The 18,264-nt window shown below is 69.6% G+C and carries 18 protein-coding genes; 6 read left to right on the top strand and 12 right to left on the bottom strand.

Annotated elements, in window-relative coordinates:
• Positions 1–82: 82 nt before the first annotated feature.
• The gene (metG, locus tag ACFPJ1_RS03295) at positions 83–1,585 is read left to right on the top strand and encodes a methionine--tRNA ligase (protein ID WP_380101296.1); all 1,503 of its coding nucleotides are present in this window, start codon (positions 83–85) and stop codon (positions 1,583–1,585) included.
• Here the strand turns inward: metG and ACFPJ1_RS03300 are convergent.
• Complete coding sequence (locus ACFPJ1_RS03300) at positions 1,567–2,091, bottom strand: GNAT family N-acetyltransferase (protein ID WP_380101297.1); 525 nt, start codon at positions 2,089–2,091, stop codon at positions 1,567–1,569. The genes metG and ACFPJ1_RS03300 overlap by 19 nt on opposite strands.
• A 101-nt stretch (positions 2,092–2,192) precedes the next feature.
• Between ACFPJ1_RS03300 and ACFPJ1_RS03305 the strand changes: the two genes are divergently transcribed.
• Positions 2,193–3,734: a hypothetical protein gene (locus tag ACFPJ1_RS03305; RefSeq protein ID WP_380101298.1), complete on the top strand. Its 1,542-nt coding sequence runs from the start codon at positions 2,193–2,195 to the stop codon at positions 3,732–3,734.
• Positions 3,735–3,745: 11 nt separating this feature from the next.
• Here ACFPJ1_RS03305 and ACFPJ1_RS03310 read toward each other — a convergent pair whose 3' ends face one another.
• From ACFPJ1_RS03310 to ACFPJ1_RS03325, 4 genes are all read right to left on the bottom strand, one after another.
• Positions 3,746–4,444, bottom strand: a complete 699-nt coding sequence (locus tag ACFPJ1_RS03310; protein WP_380101299.1) for a VOC family protein — start codon at positions 4,442–4,444, stop codon at positions 3,746–3,748.
• A gap of 73 nt (positions 4,445–4,517) precedes the next feature.
• A complete protein-coding gene (locus ACFPJ1_RS03315) occupies positions 4,518–5,141 on the bottom strand; it encodes a histidine phosphatase family protein (protein WP_380101300.1) in 624 nt (207 codons plus the stop codon).
• A 141-nt stretch (positions 5,142–5,282) separates the two neighbouring features.
• Positions 5,283–5,498, bottom strand: coding sequence for a helix-turn-helix domain-containing protein (locus tag ACFPJ1_RS03320; protein ID WP_112248247.1), 216 nt, complete (start codon positions 5,496–5,498; stop codon positions 5,283–5,285).
• Positions 5,499–5,623: 125 nt separating this feature from the next.
• Positions 5,624–6,799, bottom strand: coding sequence for an acetoin utilization protein AcuC (locus ACFPJ1_RS03325; protein ID WP_380101301.1), 1,176 nt, complete (start codon positions 6,797–6,799; stop codon positions 5,624–5,626).
• 104 nt (positions 6,800–6,903) lie between these two features.
• On the opposite strand from ACFPJ1_RS03325, the gene ACFPJ1_RS03330 reads away from it, so the two are divergent.
• From ACFPJ1_RS03330 to ACFPJ1_RS03340, 3 genes are all read left to right on the top strand, one after another.
• Positions 6,904–7,665 (top strand): SGNH/GDSL hydrolase family protein, encoded by a 762-nt coding sequence (locus tag ACFPJ1_RS03330; protein WP_380101302.1) that lies wholly within the window; start codon positions 6,904–6,906, stop codon positions 7,663–7,665.
• Between the two features lie 181 nt (positions 7,666–7,846).
• Positions 7,847–8,815, top strand: a complete 969-nt coding sequence (gene trpS, locus ACFPJ1_RS03335; RefSeq protein ID WP_380101303.1) for a tryptophan--tRNA ligase — start codon at positions 7,847–7,849, stop codon at positions 8,813–8,815.
• Positions 8,812–9,564 (top strand): endonuclease/exonuclease/phosphatase family protein, encoded by a 753-nt coding sequence (locus tag ACFPJ1_RS03340; protein ID WP_380101304.1) that lies wholly within the window; start codon positions 8,812–8,814, stop codon positions 9,562–9,564. Before trpS ends, ACFPJ1_RS03340 begins: the two co-directional genes overlap by 4 nt.
• On the opposite strand, the gene ACFPJ1_RS03345 is transcribed toward ACFPJ1_RS03340, so the two are convergent.
• The 7 genes from ACFPJ1_RS03345 to ACFPJ1_RS03375 form a co-directional block, all read right to left on the bottom strand.
• Positions 9,561–10,463 carry a TIGR03560 family F420-dependent LLM class oxidoreductase gene (locus ACFPJ1_RS03345; protein ID WP_380101306.1) on the bottom strand — a complete coding sequence of 301 codons (903 nt, stop codon included), beginning with the start codon at positions 10,461–10,463 and terminating at the stop codon, positions 9,561–9,563. The two genes, ACFPJ1_RS03340 and ACFPJ1_RS03345, sit on opposite strands and share 4 nt — an antisense overlap.
• A gap of 67 nt (positions 10,464–10,530) precedes the next feature.
• Positions 10,531–12,897 (bottom strand): glycoside hydrolase family 65 protein, encoded by a 2,367-nt coding sequence (locus tag ACFPJ1_RS03350; protein ID WP_380101307.1) that lies wholly within the window; start codon positions 12,895–12,897, stop codon positions 10,531–10,533.
• A complete protein-coding gene (locus ACFPJ1_RS03355; RefSeq protein ID WP_380101308.1) occupies positions 12,894–13,643 on the bottom strand; it encodes a beta-phosphoglucomutase family hydrolase in 750 nt (249 codons plus the stop codon). Before ACFPJ1_RS03355 ends, ACFPJ1_RS03350 begins: the two co-directional genes overlap by 4 nt.
• A gap of 67 nt (positions 13,644–13,710) precedes the next feature.
• Positions 13,711–14,298, bottom strand: a complete 588-nt coding sequence (locus ACFPJ1_RS03360; protein WP_380101309.1) for a hypothetical protein — start codon at positions 14,296–14,298, stop codon at positions 13,711–13,713.
• 136 nt (positions 14,299–14,434) lie between these two features.
• Positions 14,435–15,238 (bottom strand): pyrroline-5-carboxylate reductase, encoded by an 804-nt coding sequence (proC, locus tag ACFPJ1_RS03365; RefSeq protein ID WP_380101310.1) that lies wholly within the window; start codon positions 15,236–15,238, stop codon positions 14,435–14,437.
• 32 nt (positions 15,239–15,270) lie between these two features.
• Entirely contained in the window at positions 15,271–15,906 is a 636-nt protein-coding gene (locus tag ACFPJ1_RS03370; protein WP_380101311.1) for an excalibur calcium-binding domain-containing protein, read from the bottom strand.
• A 117-nt stretch (positions 15,907–16,023) separates the two neighbouring features.
• Complete coding sequence (locus ACFPJ1_RS03375; protein ID WP_380101312.1) at positions 16,024–16,953, bottom strand: proline dehydrogenase family protein; 930 nt, start codon at positions 16,951–16,953, stop codon at positions 16,024–16,026.
• A 240-nt stretch (positions 16,954–17,193) separates the two neighbouring features.
• On the opposite strand from ACFPJ1_RS03375, the gene ACFPJ1_RS03380 reads away from it, so the two are divergent.
• On the top strand, positions 17,194–18,264 hold the full coding sequence (locus ACFPJ1_RS03380) for a DUF695 domain-containing protein (RefSeq protein ID WP_380101313.1): 1,071 nt from the start codon (positions 17,194–17,196) through the stop codon (positions 18,262–18,264).

The raw sequence follows: 18,264 nt of genomic DNA on the forward strand, positions 1-18,264 counted from the left end.
ACGGACATCTGACGATTCCGAGGCCCCGAGTCGGGGCCTCTTTCGCGTTGTGGGCCTCGTCTCGGCTGATGAGGAGGTACCGATGACGCGTTCCTACATCACCACGACCATTCCGTTCGTCAATGCCCGGCCGCATCTGGGGTTCGCCCTGGAACTGGTCCAGGCCGACGTGCTGGCACGACATCGCCGCCTGGCCGGACACGAGGTCCGTTTCCTCACCGGGACCGACGAGAACTCCCTGAAGAACGTGCTGGCCGCGGAGGCGGAGGGCATCGGAGTACAGGAGTTGGTCGATCGGAATGCAACCGCCTTCGAAAGGCTGCGTGGGCCGCTGGAGTTGTCGTTCGACGACTTCATCCGCACGAGCAGCGATCCGCGGCACCAGGTCGGAGTCGAGCGGTTGTGGGAGCGGTGTGCCGCCGCGGGAGACCTTTACCGCAAGCACTATGAGGGCCTGTACTGCGTCGGCTGCGAACAGTTCTACACGGTGGACGACCTCACCGACGGGCGATGCCCCGAGCATGGCACCGAGCCGCAACTCGTGGCCGAGGAGAACTGGTTCTTCCGGCTGTCCCGGTACGCCGAAACCCTGCGGGAGTTGATCTCCAGCAACCGGCTACGGGTCGTACCGGCGAGCCGGCGCAACGAAGTACTGAGCCTGATCGCGGGCGGGTTGCACGACTTCTCCGTCTCGCGGTCGCAACAGCGCGCTCGCGGCTGGGGTATCCCGGTTCCTGGTGATCCCGACCAGGTCGTCTATGTCTGGTGGGATGCCTTGGGCAACTACGTGACGAGTCTCGGCTACGGTGCCGACGAGACCGCGTTCGACAAGTGGTGGACTGGTTCGAATCATCGGATTCACCTTGCAGGCAAGGGAGTCATCCGGTTCCACGCCGTCTACTGGCCGGCGATCCTGCTGTCCGCGGGCCTGCCGCTGCCGACGGCGATCTTCGTTCACGACTACCTCACGGTCGACGGCCGCAAGCTCAGCAAATCGAGCGGTACGGCGATCGACCCGGCCGCCCTGGCCGCCGAGTTCGGGGTGGATGCCGTGCGCTGGTGGCTGATCCGCGAGGTCCCGCGTACCGGCGACGCGGACTTCACCGTGGACCGCCTGATCAGCCGCGCCAACACGGACCTCGCCGGCGGCTTGGGCAACCTCGTCAACCGGGTCGTCTCGATGATCCACCGGTACTGCGACGGCCGCGTCCCCACGCCGATCGGCGGAGTGGCAGCCGGGACGGAGGAACTGGTGCGAGTCTTCGACGACAAGCCCTGCGAGATCGCCGAGTTCCTTGCGGAGTTCGACTTCCGCCGGGCCGCGGCCGCGCTCTGGTCGATCGTGGAGGCTGCCAACCGCTGCATCGAGACCACCAGACCTTGGGAACTGGCGCGAGACCGGTCCCCGGAACTGGACGGGGTGCTCTGGACCCTCCTGGAATCCTGCCTGGCCATCGGTGCCGAGCTGGAACCCTTCCTGCCAGGGGCTTCAGCCCGCATCAAGGAGCAGTGCACCGCTTCCAACGGCGTCCTACCGGCGGCGACCCCGCTCTTCCCGCGGCTGGATCACAAGTCGATCCAGTAGCGGCGGGTCAACCCCAGGGTGGTCGTGCGCACATCTTCGAGCACCCCACCGTTGCCCTCGATCGTGCGCGCGGACGCGACGTTGGAGTCGTCACAGGTGACGAGCACGCGAGTCAGCCCCAGCTCGCGTGCTCTGTCGAGCGTCTCACCCAAGGCCCACGTCGCCAGCCCACGCCGACGCGCAGACGGCCGTACGCCGTACCCGATGTGGCCGCCGGCATCGAGCAGGAAGTCGTTCAACTCGTGCCGTAGCGAGATCGCACCCAGGTACGTCTCGTCCTCGACCATCCACCAGTAGCTGGCGTGCACCCGTCCTGGATCGACAGGAATCGAGTGAACCGCCTGCCGCCTCAACCGCTCGACCCAGCGCGCAAAACCCTCGGGCGACTCGACCTCGTCCCCCTCCCCCAGCCCCGCGCCGTCCTGGTGGGCAGTACCCCACTCCTTCAGCGAGTCCAGCCACGACTCCCGTAACTCCACAGTCGGCACCACAAGCTCAGCAACCATCCCCCGACGATAACGGTGGGTGCCGTCGGTGAGGATCGTGCGTCTGACCCCCGGCGCACGGGATGCTGTTGCGCGCATTTGCCGAACGGACGGGAGCCGCAATGTCGTCGGACTGGTACACCGAGCGCCGCCAGAACCAGCAGCTGGAAGAACTGCGGGGCGAGATGTCCCGGGCGCTGTCGGACGCCTCGAGCCTCCGGTCCCGGTTGTCCCAGCTCCAGGGCGGCATGGAATCCAGGCTGCAACGGCTGACCACCGCCTTCGACGCTTTCGTCGAGCTGTCCGACATCCGCTATGAGTTGATCGGCTTCGCCGACGCCTCCGAGGTACGCCGTCACGCCGGGCAGGTGTTGTCCGCTCTGGCCTCCGGCGACACCCCGCCCGCGGCGACGCGCGAAGTACCGGAGTACTGGCTCGGGCCCGCCGTTGATGCCCTGCGCCTCCTGTCCACCGAGCAGCCGGGCGACGAGGCGGAGGGCGGGCCGCTGGCGGAGGCGATGGCACGCGACGCTCGCCGTACGTCGATCTTCCTGTGCCTGGCGCTTGCCGCACTCGGCCGGCGAAACCACGTCCGGACTGACTGGCTGAACACAGCCTTCGGCGCCTTGGCTGCCGACGGGACAGTCACCCGGGTGCAGCGTGCTCTCTGGACGACCGGCGCGCGCGGCGGCTTCGGGTCCGACGGGTTGGCCCTGATCGTGACGCGGCTGCAGGTGCCGGCCACCGCATCCCCGGATCAGTGGCTCGCGGCTGTCGAGGCCCGGGGCGACGTAGCCCGTGGGTACACACCGAACTTCACCGAGATCGTCGCCCAGGCGAGGGTCCGGGAGCGGCTCAGCCGGCTTCGGTCGGCGGTCGAGACGATCACCGGCGACACCGCGGTGCTGGAGCCGGACCGCGACCTGGCGTACGGCGCCGGCGATCACCCGGACCCGGACAGCACTTCCGCCCTATTGCGGTTGCTCGTCTCCGAAGGCAGCGAACCCGAGCGGGACCCCCTGGCACGAGTCGCCGAACTGCGAACCCGCATCACGGACGGCATCGACAGCGGCGGCGGATCCTTCGACGACCAGGCCGGTTCCGTCGAGGAGCTGCTGAAGGCCGACCTCGGCCGCGCGGAGGAGCCACACCTCGCCGCGGCCGCGCTCCGAGTCGTCGCAGCCGGAGTAGTGGCCGGCGCCGAGGAACTCGCCCGTACTGCGAGCGTGCCCAGCCCCCGGCTGATCACCACCGAGATCGAGTGGCGCCAGGTCACCTTGCTCCCCGACGGCCCGGAACGCCAGTCGCTGGCCGCGGCCGAATCCGCGATCACCGCGACGGTTGCTCCGCTGTCGTCCCGGGACCTGGCCGGGCCGGTGACGTTCGGGGTCGCCGGGCTGGTGGTGGCCGTCGGACTCGGGCTGGTCCACCCGTTGTGGATCGTGGCCGGGCTCGGCCTGATCGCCATCGGCGCCTACCGCTACTGGACCACCAGCAAGCGCAAGAAATCCGAGCAGGCCGACGCCGCTGCGCGAGTTGGCCGCCTTCGCGACAAGTCCACCGAGGCCGCGAACGAGCTCACGGGGTACCTGGCCAAGGAGGCCGAGCGGGGCGCTGTCGTCGCCACCGACCTGGAAGAAATCCACAAGCGCCTGGCGGTCTGACCGCGGGGAGGTCAGCGCTCGAGGGAGGTGCAGACGCAGACCTTGTTGCCCTCGGGGTCGGCGAGCACGGTGAAGGACGGCGCTTCCTCGTCGTAGACCACCTCGCCGCCGGCCGCCACCCCAGCGGCGATGCGCTCCTCGGCGACCTCGGGCGGCACCCAGAGGTCGATGTGGAAGCGCTGCCGCGGAGTCTCGTGCGCATCGGTGCCCTGGAACCAGATGATCGGCACCTGCCCGCTCGGATCGCGAACGTCGTCACCCTGCCGTGAATCGGTGCTGCCCGTGAGCACCGCGGCCCAGAACGGCCCGAGCGCTGCGACATCGGCGGTGTCCAACCCCAGCTCGATCTGGGTCACCGCTCGCGGGTCCGCCGCGATCCCCTGCTCCTTGGCGATCTCGCTGATCCGCCGGGCCACGTCGACGTCCTTCTGAGTCACCCACGACACCTGCTTCGCGGGCCCGTCGTCCGGTTGGTAGACCGCGTCGTCACTGATCAACTTCAGGTCGACGCACGTAGCGGTCAGCCTCACTTCGGGCTGGTGCCCCAGCTCCTCACTGAGCGCACCGATTGCCGCGACGAACTTCACCCCGGTCGCGAAATCACCGGTCAGGAACCGCCCGTGGAACGCCTGCGCCAGCTTCCGCCAGTCCGCAAGCTCCGCCCCGGCGATGTCCTTCGTGGTCAGCATCTCCCGCAAAGTCTCAGTCATGCGGCCACGGTAGAACCCAACCCGGACACTCTGCTTCCGCGAACCAACCACTCTCTCCAAGGACCGAGAGGATTCAGACCCGAAGCTCAGGCGGGAACCCCGTCCAGCGGAGCTCCGGAGGGAGATGCCCCAGGTCGTTGTAGACCAGCATGCTCGCGGCCCGGCCGGGCGCGTAGCGGATGACGGTCAGCGCCGCGTTCGCATGATTCAGCGCCATCCACCGCCACTTCGGGGCATCGAGAGCGTCGCGGATCAACCAGGCAACGACGAAGTTGTGAGTCACGACGAGCTCATGCCGCGGTTCGTCTCCGTCGACCGGTCCGGTGAACTCCGCAAGGGCTCGCTGGGCCAGCGGCGGACCGGACTCGAGCTCTTCCGGTGAGAACAGCGCCAGGAAATCCAGCGTGCTGCCGGCCAGTTCCGGCGGGAGTTCGTCTCTGTCCGGCACGTACGGGATGTAGTCGCCGACCAGCTCGGACTCCTCCAGCGGAACGCCATCGAGCTGGCCGCGAACCAGCCGGGCCGTCTGCGCCGCCCGCGCGAGCGGACTGTGGTGAATCGCTGTCAGAGGTGCCGACCGAAGCCGCTCACCGAGCAGAGCGGCCTGGCGAAGGCCGGCGGCGGAGAGTTCGCTCTGATCAGGTGACGCCTCCCCATGCCGTGCGAGGTAGAGATACCGCGCCGCAGTACCGGTCATGACCGTTCCCCCTTCGACCTCACCCCACCTATGGGCAGGCTAGCCCGCCGGTACTGCGAACGCTCGGGCTCAGGAGGTGGCAAAAGAGCAGGGCGAGGCGGCCGGTCCCCGCAGGGAGCCGACCGCCATCGCTTCTCGTGGTTATCCGGCCTGGAAGAACGCGCCCTTGAGGTAGTCGTGCACGGCGTCCTCGGACACCCGGAACGACCGACCCACCCGCACCGCGGGCAGCTCTCCGGAGTGCACCAAGCGGTACACCGTCATCTTGGACACGCGCATGGCCGTGGCGACTTCAGCCACGGTCAGGAACTTCACCTCGGCGAGCGGCGACTCACCACCGGACTTCTTTGATGCCATTGCGCACCGCACTTCCAGCACGGGTCGTGCGCCGGCTTCCCCTCCGGCACCTCCGCCCGTGCATGAACCGAGCGTAGTGGCTGTTGGTGCGAATGGGAAAGGGGGTGTCTGGTGTGACTGGATGGCTAGTACGACGGATCGAGTCCGAGCAGCGGGAAACTGGCGTCCCGGGTCGCCTTGATCGAGCGGTCCAGCCAGGTGTCGGGGTTGTACCCGGTCGACCAGTCGGCGTACGACGCGTCGCGGCCGTCCGTCATACGCGAGGGCGCGACCCGGGCGTACCGGATCCGCACGTCCTCGCGCCACGACTCCGGGACCGGCGTGGACGGGTCGATCGGCTGGCCCGCGACGATCGCCAGCAGGTGCGTCCAGGCGCGCGGTACCACGTCGATGATCGCGTAGCCGCCGCCTCCGGTGGCGACCCACTTACCTCCGCAGACCTCGTGGGCCAGGTCGTGCAGCGCCAGATACGCCGCTCGCTGACCGTCGACGGATTTCGTCAGGTGCGCCAACGGGTCCTCGACGTGGGAGTCGCACCCGTGCTGCGTCACCAGCACCGACGGCCGGAACGCCTTCACCACGTCCGGCACGATCGCGTGGAACGCGCGCAACCAGCCGGCATCCCCGGTACCAGGCGGCAGCGGGATGTTCACCGACGTCCCTTCAGCGTCAGGTCCGCCGGTCTCACTCGCGGCCCCCGTGCCCGGGAACAACGTGGTCGGCGACTCGTGCAGGCTCACCGTGAGCACCCGCGGATCGTTGTAGAAGACAGCCTGTACGCCGTCGCCGTGGTGCACGTCCACGTCGACATACGCGACGCGCTCGGCACCATGGTCGAGCAGCCACTGGATCGCGATCGCGGGGTCGTTGTAGACGCAGAATCCGCTGGCCAGCGAGGGCATCGCGTGGTGCAGCCCGCCCGCGATGTTGGCGGCATGCAGCACGTCGCCCTGCCAGACGGCCCGGGCCGCCTCGACGGAGGCGCCGACCACGTGGGCGGAGGCCTCATGCATCTGCGGGAAGCAGTAGGTGTCGTCGGTGCCGAGGCCGTGCTCCAGATCGGGCCTGTCGGGATCCGCGCCCGCATGCTTCACGGCCTCGATGTACTCCGCTGTGTGCACGGTGCGCAGCAGTGCGTCGTCGGCGACCGGCGCCGGCACCACCTTCAGCAGATCCAGTACGCCGAGGGCACGGGCCAGTCGGACCGTCAGATCCACCCGGATCGGACTCATCGGGTGGCCGTGGCCGAAGTCGTACGCCGTCAGACCCTCGTCGAAGACCAGCATCGCCTCACCACTCATGCCCCCGACCTTAGCCCGCACCCGCCGTACGCGCCCCCGCTCGCAGGCGGGACCACTCGCGGATCGGCTTGTGTTCCGCGCGATTGACAAGCACCCTTCCTTTCGTGAGGGGAGAACTCAGGCCGGCGTTGCCCAGCCGCCGGCAGGTGTTGCTGACGGGCGCCGTGATGGCGGCTTCGGCGATCACCGCGACGCAGACCGCGACAGGGGACGGCTACGGATCGGGGGGTCTGGGTCCGTGGCGCGACCTGGACCGGTCGATCTCGCCGGACGAGCAAGTCCGCCGGGTGGTGGAGAGCGACGGTGTGGTGATGTTCGGCGACAGCATCGCCGTCCAGGATGGCGACCCGCTCGCCTGGACGCTGGCGATGCGGACCGGGGACGCGCTGGCCATGCACAACTGGTCGGGGCAGCCGTCGTCGGCGGTAGTCGACGCGCTGGGGCGGTGGTCCCGGGAGTTCGGGCTCCCCCGGCGGATCCTGATGGCGACCGGGTCGAACGACATCTTCGCGCCGCCCGTGTTCGGGCGGCAGGTCGACCGCGCGATGCGCATCGTCGGCTGGACCCGCACGGTGATCTGGGTGAACGTCCACGTGGACCGGGTCAAGCTGTCGCCGACGGTCCGCGAGGCCGATCGACGCAACACCGCGTGGGTCAACCAGCAGTTGGAGGCCCGCGCCCGGAGATTCCCGAATCTGCGCGTCGTGCACTGGGCGGAGTACCTGGCAGCGGATCCGGCCCGCGTCCGCAACCTCCGCGACGGCGTGCACACCTCGGTACCGCAAGGTCAGATCGCCCGGAACAGACTCATCGTCGACGCCCTGGCAGCAGCCAAGACCACCCCACCCCGCCCACAAACCCGCTGACCGAAATGTGCTGCCGCCGGGAACCTCGCGTGAGCTATTCTGCTTCCGTGAACACAACGCGTCTGCTGCAGTGGTGGGCCGCCTAGGGCGGACCCCCGGCGTTCACACGCATCCAAAGGCCGCCTCGCCGAGGCGGCCTTTTTGTATGCCCTTCAGCGAGGCCCGTTCGAAAGAAGGAACCATGACCTCGCTCTCCGGCATCACCCCGTCCGGTCGGCTCACGCTCGGCAACCACCTCGGTGCCCTGCGCCGGTTCACCGACGTGGATGGGTTCTACTTCGTGGCGAACCTGCACGCCATGACCACCAAGCACGATCCGCGCCGCCTCGGGGTGCTGACCCGCGAGATGGCGACGCTGATGCTCGCCGCGGGACTCCCCCCGGGCACGGTGTTCATCCAGTCGGACGTCCCCGCGCACGCCCAGCTCGCGTACCTGCTCGAGTGCACCTCGTACGTCGGCGAGCTGTCCCGGATGATCCAGTACAAGGAGAAGGGCCGGGGTAAACCGATGACCCGGGCCTCCCTGTTCACCTATCCCTGCCTGATGGCGGCGGACATCCTGCTCTACGGCACGGACCGGGTCCCGGTGGGCGGCGACCAGGACCAGCACGTCGAGCTCGCCCGGGACATCGCGATCCGCTTCAACCGGGAGTACGGCGAGACCTTCGTCGTCCCGCAGCTCCAGAAGGCGGCGCTGGCGATGCGGATCAAGGACCTGCAGACGCCGACGGCCAAGATGAGCAAGTCCGACCTGGACGACGCGGTCGGCACGATCCGGCTGCTGGACCCGCCGGACGTGATCCGCCGGCAGGTCATGCGGGCGGTCACCGACTCCGACGGGGAGGTCCGCCACGACGAGGAGGCCAAGCCCGGAGTCACCAACCTGCTGGAGATCCTGGCGGCCTGCACCGACGGGGATCCGGTCGAGCTGGCGAGCGGCTACTCGACGTACGGGCAGTTGAAGGCGGATGTCGCGGACGCGGTGCTCGGCGTGATCGAGCCGCTGCAGAAGGAGTACGCGCGCCTCGCGTCCGACCCCGGCACCGTCGACGAGATGCTCGCCTGCGGGCGCGACCGGGCGAGCGAGGCGAGCCGGCCGCGACTCCAGGCGGCGGTGCGCGCGATGGGTTTGGCAGGATCGACCGGGTGACTCTCCAACTGCGCGTGACGACCTTCAACATCCGGAACTCCTCGGCGCCCGACGGCGACGACTCCTGGCCGGTACGGCGGGAGGCGACCTCGGCCGCGATCGAGGCGCTCGACGCCGAGGTGGTCGGCCTCCAGGAGGTGCTGCCCGACCAGCTCGAGTACCTCCAGCAGCGGTTCCCGGACTGGGAGATCGTCGGCGAAGGCAGGGATGACGGCGTCCACGAGGGTGAGCACTCGGTGGTGATGGTCCGGCCGGGCGACTGGCGGGTCGAGTCGCACGAAACCCGTTGGTTGTCGGCCGAGCCGTCGACACCGGGATCGGTGGGCTGGGACGCGCACCTCACCCGGATCGCGACCCTGGTGAGGCTGCGGCACGCCGACGGCACCGGGATCGGGGTGGCGAACACGCACTACGACCACGCCGGTGAGAAGGCGCGGGTGGAGTCGTCCCGGCTGCTCGCCGCATGGACCGCGACGGAGCTGCCCTGGATCGTGATGGGCGACCTGAACGCGACGCCGGGCTCGCCGCCGCTGAAGACCCTGACCGAGGCCGGCCTGCGCGACGTCGTACCGGCCTCGGAAGGTGGCTCCGAGCACTCGTTCACCGGAGCCACCGACCGGGATCGGATCGACCACATCCTGGTCAACGATGCCTGGCAGCCGGTGGAGGCAGCCGTCTCCCACTACCGCCCGGACGGACGGCTGCCCAGCGACCACTGGCCGGTAGTAGCGACGCTCCGGCTGGCCTAGATCTTGTTGAAGACCTCTTCGCGCAGGCGTTCCAGCGCGTCGAAGCGGCGTGAACCGCTGCCCAGGAAGCCGTCCGGCACCAGGAACTCGTCGATCCCGGCCTCGGGGTAGCGCGCGACGACGTCGAGGACCTGGTCGGCCGATCCCATGATCACCGGCCGGCCGGCGGCGGTGAGCCGGTCGCGGCGTTCCTCCGCCTCGGTGTCACCCGGGACGAGGACCTCGATCATCGCCTGGGTGGACCGGCGGACCGTCGACGGGTCCCGGCCGATCTTCTCGCAGTGCGCGCGGAACACCTCGCCCTTGTGTTGAGCGACCTCAGGCAGGCCCCAGTGGTTCCACTCGTCGGCATACTTCGCGACGATCCGCAGCGCCACCTTCTCCCCCGCGGCCCCGATCAGGATCGGGAGCTTGGCGGGCTTCGGTTCCAGTGGCGCGTCGTTCAACTGGTAGTACTCGCCGTCGAAGGTGGCCCGGTCCTGGGTGAGCAGGCCCTGGAAGACCTGGCAGGCCTCCTCGAAGCGGGCCAGCAACTGCTTCACCGGCGGCAGTTCGATGCCGTAGGCGTGGTGCTCGTTCTTCTGCCAGCCGGCGCCGATGCCGAGCACGAACCGGCCTCCGCTCATCTGGTCGATCGTGGCCGCCTGGTTCGCCACCACCGCCGGATGCCGGTAGGTGTTACCGAGCACCATCGATCCGAGCCGTACCCGTTCGGTCCGTACCGCGAGGCCCGCCAGCAGGGCGAAGCACTCGTTCATCGGGACGGACAGGTCGTCGCCGTTCTGCATGAAATGGTCGGCCATCCAGACGCCGTGCCAGCCGGTCCGCTCGGCGTACTCCGCGCCGTCGAGAACCTCTTGCCAGCTCCTGGTCGCACTGGGCCACAGGGAAAAGTCCATATCCCCGACCCTATGCCGGACTTCACAAGCCGGTACGCCGACCAGGTGTCGTCCGCAAGGTGACGCGCTAGACGGGGAGGTTTCCGCCGAGGGCTGACAAGGGCTCGCGGCCGGGTGGCTGGGTGGGACGGGGCAGCAGCGGCTTGCGTCGCTCGACCGGACGGGTCACCGGCTCGGCGGAGGTCACGGTCAGCTCCTCGCCCGCGTGCATGAGGGTTACCTCGACGTCGGCACCGTTGTGCACGGCATAGGTGACCTCGTCCTGGCGGATCTCGACGCGGAGTCGCGCACCCCGCCACCGGATGGAGAAGGCCAACTCGGTCATGCCGGGTGGCAGCGCCGGGTTGAAGCACAGCCTGCCCTCGCGACTTCTCAACCCGCCGAAGCCCGCGACCAGTGCCGTCCACGCACCACCGAGCGACGCCATGTGCAGACCGTCGCGAGTGTTGTGGTGCAGGTCGAGCAGATCGATCAACGCCGCCTCGTAGGCGTAGTCGTAGGCGAGGTCCAGGTGACCCACCTCGGCTGCCATCACGGCTTGCACGCAGGCCGACAAGGACGAGTCCCGGACCGTGAGCCGCTCGTAGTAGTCGAAGTTGCGCGCCTTCTCCTCCGGCGTGAAGAGTTCGCCGCACCAGTAGGTCGCCAGGATCACGTCGGCCTGCTTGATCACCTGCTTGCGGTACAGCTCGAAGTACGGGTGGTGCAGCATCAGCGGGTAGCCACGGGATGCCTCGAAGTCCCACTCGGCGTGCCCGGTGAAGCCCTCGGCCTGCGGATGGACGCCGAGCTCCTCGTCGTACGGGATGTAGACGTCGGTGGCCGCGTCCCGCCAGGACGCCTCCTCCTCCGCGTCCACGGACAGGGCGCGGGCCTTGGCGGGATGGAGGACGGCGAACTCGGCCGCGGCGCGCAGGTTCTTCGAGGCCATCAGGTTGGTGAAGACGTTGTCGTCGGCAACAGCGCTGTACTCGTCCGGGCCGGTCACGCCGGCGATGTGCCAGCGGCCGCGCCGGTCGTGGTGGCCCAGGGACATCCACAGCCGCGCGGTCTCCACCAGCAGCTCGAGACCGACGTCCTCCATGAACTGATCGTCGCCGGTCGCCGTGTGGTAGCGGATCACCGCCTCGGCGATGTCGGCGTTGAGGTGGAACGCCGCGGTACCGGCAGGCCAGTACGCCGAGCACTCCTGGCCGCGGATCGTCCGCCAGGGGAAGGCCGCGCCGCGCAACCCGAGGGCGGCCGCGCGTTCCTTGGCCTGGTCCAGGATCGAGTGCCGCCAGCGCAGGGAGTCGGCGGCCGCGTCGGGCATCGTGTAGGTCAGCACGGGCAGCACGAAACCCTCGGTGTCCCAGAAGGTGTGACCGTCGTACCCGGCGCCGGTCAGGCCCTTGGACGGGATCGCCCGGCGCTCGGCCCGGGCACCGGCCTGCAGGACGTGGAACAGCGCGAACCGGACGGCCTGCTGGAGCTCCGCATGGCCCTGCACCTCCACGTCCGCCGCGTCCCAGAAGTCGTCGAGGAACATCTTCTGCTGCTCGACCAGTCCGCTCCAGCCGGAGAACCGGGCGCCGGCGAGCGCGGCGGCGACCTGGTCCCCGATGGCCGTCTCGGACCGCAGGCTCGACCAGCCGTAGGCGAGCAGCTTCACCACGCGCAGGTACTGACCGGGCTTCAGCTCGCAGATGACCGTGGTCCTGGCCCAGTCGTCCCGGACGTCGATGTCGACGGCGATCCGGCCGGGGGACTCGATCTCGTGGCTCATCCCCGCGGCCATCAGCAGGTCGCTCCGCTTGGTCCGGTGGATCAGCACGATCTCCTCGTCGTCGCGGTCGTGCGACACCGCCTCCAGCGGGCTGTCGAGCGCGGCGGCGACCCGGGGATCGTTGGACAGCGGGGGCTGGGTCTCGTTCGCGACGAGCTCGGACTGCAGGACGAACCGGGCCGGCTGGTCGACCGGCTCGACGACGTACTCGATCGCGGCGACGGCCCGCTGGGTCAGCGACACCAGCCGGCGGGAGCGCACCTTGATCCGCTTGCCGCCCGGGGAGGTCCAGTCGGCGTCGCGCTGCAGGATGCCGGAGCGGAAGTCGAGCACCCGCTCGTGGGAGTGCAGTTCGCCGTACCGGATGTCGAAGGGCGAGTCGTCCACCATCAACCGGATGAGCTTGCCGTTGGTGACGTCCACCAGGGTCTGGCCCTGCTCGGGATACCCGTACCCCGCTTCGGCGTACGGCAGCGGGCGGCGTTCGTAGAAGGAGTTCAGGTAGGTCCCGGGGATCGCGTACGGCTCGCCCTCGTCGAGGTTGCCGCGCAGACCGATGTGGCCGTTGGACAAGGCGAACAGCGACTCCGACTGGGCCAGGTTCTCCAGCTCGACCTCGTTCTCCCGCAGCCGCCAGGGGTCGATCGGATGGTGCTTGCGGTCGATCATCGGACCTCCCCGTCCAGGAGTTCGGCGAGATCCTGGACGACGATGTCGGCGCCGTGGGCAAGGAGTTGCTCGGCGTGGCCGACCCGGTCGACGCCGACCACGAAGCCGAACCCGCCTGCGCGCCCGGCCTCCACGCCGACCAACGCGTCCTCGAAGACCGCCGCCTCCTGCGGGTCGACGCCCAACCGCTTCGCCGCCAGCAGGAAGGTGTCGGGCGCCGGTTTGCCGCGCAGGTGTTCGGAGCGGATCGTCAGCCCGTCCACGACTTCCTCGATGTACGGCGCGAGCCCGGTCACGTCCAGAACCTCATGGGTGTTGGCGCTGGACGACACCACAGCGCGGCGCAGTCCCGCCTGCTTGGCAGCTTCCAGGTAGCGGCGGGATCCCTCGAAGACCTGCACGCCCTGCGTCCGGATGCGGTGCCGGACGGCCTCGTTCTTACGGTTGCCGAGTCCGTTCACCGTGAGCGCGGTGGCCGGATCGTCGTTGGTGCCTTCCGGCAGGACGATGTCGCGAGAGGCGAGGAAGTCCCGGACTCCGTCGACGCGGGGTTTGCCGTCGACGTACTGGTCGTACTCGGCGCGCGCGTCGAAGGGCACGTACGGCTTGCCGTTCTCCTCCGCGTCCTGCTGAAGGAACTTGTCGAACATCTCTTTCCAGGCCGCGGCATGCACGGCCGCGGTGTCTGTCAGGACGCCGTCCAGGTCGAACAGGCCGACCTGGATCCGGTCTGGCAGTCCCAGCATCGTTCACCTTTTCCCGTTCAGGTGGTTTCCGGAGGGCGGGGGCCCGACCGAGCCTAGGGCATGCCCGTCAGACCAGGTGCCAGCGCAGCAGGAACGCGCCGACCGACAGGACGAGGTACAGCAGGACCACCAGCACGCCGATGCCCGGGCGCGGCCTGGCACGGCGTACGGGCAGGGCGTCGGCGTCCGCGCGGACCGCCTGCATCACCGCGGCGACGTACGCGGTCCGGCCCTCGGCGATGCCGTTGATCTCGTTCTCGTCCTTGCCGCTGGTCAGCACCACCGAGCCGTCGACGATCTCGATGTCGTCCACGTCCTGCCAGGCGAGGCTGCGGACGAGCAGGCTGGTCCGGGCCTTCAGCGCGGTCGCGGTGATCTCGACGCGGTAGAGCACGACGCCGCCGGCGACGCGGACCACGGATGCGCCGATCAGGGTGAACAGGCCGACCGCGAGGAAATCGCGGGCCCCCATCCAGAGCCAGGAGTTCAGCGTGGGCACGGCGAGGAAGGGCAGCACGAACAGCGCCCAGGCCCACCACGGCGCCGGATCCAGCGGCACCTGCCAGGGCAGCGGGGGAGGTTGTTCGGCCGTGTCGTCGGTCAGGTGAGCAGGGCGTGCGGAAGCGTCTTCGGCGCCGCCCGGACGATTTCCCATGGGCGGGACCCTAGACCCATCGGCTCCGACCAGCTGACCCGACATCGACTCATCCCCTGAAAAAGGCCCAGGCCGTCTCGGCGAGGACCGCCGTCACCGCCGGCCGATAGACCGCGGCGCCCCAGGATAGCGACCCTCATTCGGCAGCGAGGTCACGGGATCTGTTGCGGGCGGCCTCGATGGCGGAGAGGAAGGCCGCGCGGACCTTGTGGTCCTCGAGCTCACGTACTGCGGCCGCGGTGGTGCCGCCCGGGGAGGTGACGCGTTCGCGGAGGACGGTGGGGTGCTCGCCGGTCTCGCGAAGGAGCTTCGCCGAGCCGACCACGGTCTGCACGACGAGCTCGGTCGCGGTGGAGCGCGGCAGGCCCATGTGCACGCCGGCCTCGATCATCGACTCGACCACGAAGAAGATGTACGCCGGACCCGACCCCGAGATCGCGGTCACCGCGTCCTGCTGCTTCTCCGGCACCCGGATCACCTTGCCGGTCGCGGCCAGCAGCCCTTCGGCCAGGACCAGGTGGCTCTCGTCGCAGTGCGCACCGCGGGAGATCGCGGCCATGCCCTCGTCCACCAGCGCAGGTGTGTTCGGCATCACCCGGACGACAGCGACGCCCTCGGGCAGCCGGGACTCGATGAAACCAGTGGTGATACCAGCGGCCAGGGAGACGACAGTCTGCGAGGCCTGGACCGCCGGGGCGATCTCCGCGAGCAGCTCGGGCATGTCCTGCGGCTTGACCACCAGGACGAGCGTGTCCGCCTTCGCCGCCGCGTCCACGTTCGTCACCACGTCCACGCCGTACCGCTCGCGCAGCTCGGTCGCGCGCTCGGCCCGCCGCTCGGTGATCAGCAACTCCTCCGGTCGGCGTCCCGCCCGCAACAGCCCGGACAGCAACGTCTCGCCCATCACACCGGCCCCGAGGATGGCCACCTGACTAGTCATGGCCACAGGTTAGCGGTGTCCACGCTGGCCGTTCAGGAGTTGCCGCGCTCGCAGGCCACGCCGTCGCCGTTGTGGTCGAGCTCCCGCGAGTAGCCCGGATCGCCTCGGTGCAAGGGCGCCTTGCCGGCCGCACGGACCTCCGCACAGCTCGTGTACGTGACAGCCGGCGACACCGGTGCCGGCGTCGTCGTCGGCTCCGTACTGCTCTGCGAGCTCGTCGGCGAGATCTCGGGTGCCGGGGTGGGCGAGGTCGCGGTCGTCCGGACCAAGGTCTGGGCGGGCGTCGGAGTCTTGGACGGCTCGGGTGTCCGGGTCGGCGTCGACGTCGGCCTTGGCGTCGGCGTCGGCTCCGTCGTGGACGGTGAGACCGTTTCCGGGGTCGTCGGCGGCGGAACGTAGGCCTGCCCGGAGTCGCCCCGGCCGAATGGGTTGACCAGCACCAGACCGATCAGCACGAGCAGCACTGCGACGACCGCGCCGTACCGGAGCGGGCTGGGTCCGCCGTACCGTCCGAACGGGCCGCGCACCGGGTGCCCGTGCTCGTTCGTCCAGAACGACCATCCCGCCGGCGCCGGCGGCCAGTTGTCCTTCGGCTGCCAGCGCTTTGGCGGGCGCCAGCGAGCATTCGGCGGCTCCGGCCAACCCGGCGGCGCGTTGAATTGCCTCACTCCAACCTCCCCTCCCGAGGTTGTCCAACGCACCGCAGCATAGACATCAGAACGACATCCGCGAACCCGGGGCGCGGCGCCTTGCCGTCGTCGGTTGCCGACGGTCCCCGGAAGTACCTACTTCTTGCTGATCAGGGAGCGGGCGAAGAACTGGAGGTTGGCGGGGCGCTCGGCCAGCCGGCGGACGAGGTACCCGTACCAGTCCTCGCCGTACGGGATGTAGACGCGGACGGTCTGGCCCTCGCGGGACAGGCGGAGCTGCTCCTCGGGGCGGATGCCGTAGAGCATCTGGTACTCGTAGCTGCCGCGCTCGCGGCCGGCGCGGTCGGCCAGGGACCCGGCGATCGCGATCAGCCGTGGGTCGTGCGAGGCGATCATCGGGTAGCCGTCGCCGTTCATCAGGATCTTCATCGCCCGGACGTAGGCCTTGTCCACGGCCCGCTTGTCCTGGTAGGCGACCGACTCGGGCTCCTTGTAGGCGCCCTTGCACAGCCGCACCCGCGAGCCCTCGTGCGCGAGGTCGCGGCAGTCGCCCTCGGTACGGCGCAGGTAGGCCTGCAGCACGGCGCCCGTCTCGGGGAAGTCCTGCCGGAGCTCGCGCAGGATGCTCAGGGTGGAGTCCGTGGTGGTGTGGTCCTCCATGTCCAGGGTGACCGTGGTGCCGGCGTTGCGGGCCGCGAGGCAGATCGTCCGGGCGTTCTCCAGGGCGATCTTCTCGCCGTCGCCGGGCAGCGCCTGGCCGACCGCGGAGAGCTTGACCGAGACCTCGGCGTGCGAGGTCAGGCCGGCCGCGGACAGTTGCTTCAGCACGTCGAGGTACGCATCGGCGGTCGCGGTCGCGGCGGCGGGATCGGTGACGTCCTCACCGAGATGGTCGAGGCTGACGTTCAGGCCGTTGCTGACTAGCTTCTCGGTGGCCAGCACGGCCTCCGGAGCGGTCTCGCCGGCGACGAACCGCGCGACGATGCCGCTGGACACGGGCATCGCCGAGACGGCCTTCTTGATCTGGGGGCTGCGGGACACGCCCAGCAGGACTCGCCGAAGCACTTTCGCGTTCCTCCTCGTTACCCCGGCCCACCCGGCCCCATATGCCGCGCTGTTTCAGGGGTGTCAGCAGGTTACGCGGCTGAACGTCACGCTCCCTAATCACTGGGCACCTCACTGGGCACAGTGTGGCCAGCACCACACCACTTGGTCCAGTGGTGTGGTCACGTAGTGTGCTGTGGAGAGACAGCCGGACGCCGCGCCGCCGGATCGGCTGCACCCTCGGCCGGGAGAAGATGCGCCATGCCTTTGTTCAAGCGGCCCTTGTTCAAGCGGCCGGGGCTCCAGCGCCGCCGGGCCGCGCCCGCCGGCGGTGATCCGATCGCCGCGTTCTGGGCCTGGTGGACCGCCTCCGGCGCAGCCGAGATCGCCGCCGCGATCTCCCGCAAGGACCCCGGGTCGACCGCCGACCTGCTGTCCCGGTACGTCTCCCGGATCCACCCGAACCTCGACTGGGAGCTCGGCGCGGGTCTGCACGCCCGGCACGTCCTGGTCGTCACCGCCGCCGGCGACCCCGGCACCCGGGCGATCGCGCGCCGCTGGCTGCGCGCCGCCCCGGTCTCCGACGAGCTCTGGGAGTACGCCGACATGCGCCGCCCGGCGCCGGACGTCACCATCAGGTTCGAGGGGATGCCGCCGGTCCAGATCGACGCCGCCCTGGTGTCGATCGAGCCGGACACCCGCGAGGCCGCCCTGCACGTGGCGGTGCACCACCCGACCTTCCGCGAGCTTCCCGAGGACCTGCAGAAGCGCGTCACCTTCCTGCTGCTCGATCTCGTGCTCGGCGAGGAACTGGTGGAGACCTGGGTCGGCGCGATCGACACCGCGGTGGAGCAGCCGGCGGACGCAGTACCGATCGCGGAACTGCTGCCGGCGGTGGCGTCGTTCGCGGCCGCGCACGTCGCGGACGACGGCGGGCCGAGCTGGCGGCTGATGGAGGGAACCACAGAGGCCGGGGACCGGCTGGTGGCGACCGCGATGGTGCCGCTGCGCTCGATCCAGATGCCGCACCTCGACACCCACGTGGCCGTCCTGGTGCCGTACCTCGACGCTCGCGAGGACGGTCTTCCCCAGGACGACGCACTCAGCCACCTGCGCGACTTCGAGGACCACCTCAGCGACCGGCTCGGCGACTCAGGCCGGCTGCTCGCGCACGAGACGGCCGCCGGTTCGCGGATCCTGCACTACTACGTCGACGGCACCACCCCGGCCGCGGCCCAGCTCCAGGCCGCGGTGAGCGGCTGGCCCGACGGTCCGGTCCACCTCAAGGCCTCCCCCGACCCCGCCTGGGAACACGTCCGCCACCTGTCGTGA

The organism is Kribbella qitaiheensis, assembly GCF_042657745.1.
GTDB classification, from domain to species: Bacteria; Actinomycetota; Actinomycetes; order Propionibacteriales; family Kribbellaceae; genus Kribbella; species Kribbella qitaiheensis.

What these genes read in the sequence shown, in the direction of transcription:
- metG (WP_380101296.1), top strand. Translation starts at nt 83, where the DNA reads ATGACGCGTTCCTACATCACCACGACCATTCCGTTCGTCAATGCCCGG.
- ACFPJ1_RS03300 (WP_380101297.1), bottom strand. Translation starts at nt 2,091, where the DNA reads ATGGTTGCTGAGCTTGTGGTGCCGACTGTGGAGTTACGGGAGTCGTGG.
- ACFPJ1_RS03305 (WP_380101298.1), top strand. Translation starts at nt 2,193, where the DNA reads ATGTCGTCGGACTGGTACACCGAGCGCCGCCAGAACCAGCAGCTGGAA.
- ACFPJ1_RS03310 (WP_380101299.1), bottom strand. Translation starts at nt 4,444, where the DNA reads ATGACTGAGACTTTGCGGGAGATGCTGACCACGAAGGACATCGCCGGG.
- ACFPJ1_RS03315 (WP_380101300.1), bottom strand. Translation starts at nt 5,141, where the DNA reads ATGACCGGTACTGCGGCGCGGTATCTCTACCTCGCACGGCATGGGGAG.
- ACFPJ1_RS03320 (WP_112248247.1), bottom strand. Translation starts at nt 5,498, where the DNA reads ATGGCATCAAAGAAGTCCGGTGGTGAGTCGCCGCTCGCCGAGGTGAAG.
- ACFPJ1_RS03325 (WP_380101301.1), bottom strand. Translation starts at nt 6,799, where the DNA reads ATGAGTGGTGAGGCGATGCTGGTCTTCGACGAGGGTCTGACGGCGTAC.
- trpS (WP_380101303.1), top strand. Translation starts at nt 7,847, where the DNA reads ATGACCTCGCTCTCCGGCATCACCCCGTCCGGTCGGCTCACGCTCGGC.
- ACFPJ1_RS03345 (WP_380101306.1), bottom strand. Translation starts at nt 10,463, where the DNA reads ATGGACTTTTCCCTGTGGCCCAGTGCGACCAGGAGCTGGCAAGAGGTT.
- ACFPJ1_RS03350 (WP_380101307.1), bottom strand. Translation starts at nt 12,897, where the DNA reads ATGATCGACCGCAAGCACCATCCGATCGACCCCTGGCGGCTGCGGGAG.
- ACFPJ1_RS03355 (WP_380101308.1), bottom strand. Translation starts at nt 13,643, where the DNA reads ATGCTGGGACTGCCAGACCGGATCCAGGTCGGCCTGTTCGACCTGGAC.
- ACFPJ1_RS03360 (WP_380101309.1), bottom strand. Translation starts at nt 14,298, where the DNA reads ATGGGAAATCGTCCGGGCGGCGCCGAAGACGCTTCCGCACGCCCTGCT.
- proC (WP_380101310.1), bottom strand. Translation starts at nt 15,238, where the DNA reads ATGACTAGTCAGGTGGCCATCCTCGGGGCCGGTGTGATGGGCGAGACG.
- ACFPJ1_RS03380 (WP_380101313.1), top strand. Translation starts at nt 17,194, where the DNA reads ATGCCTTTGTTCAAGCGGCCCTTGTTCAAGCGGCCGGGGCTCCAGCGC.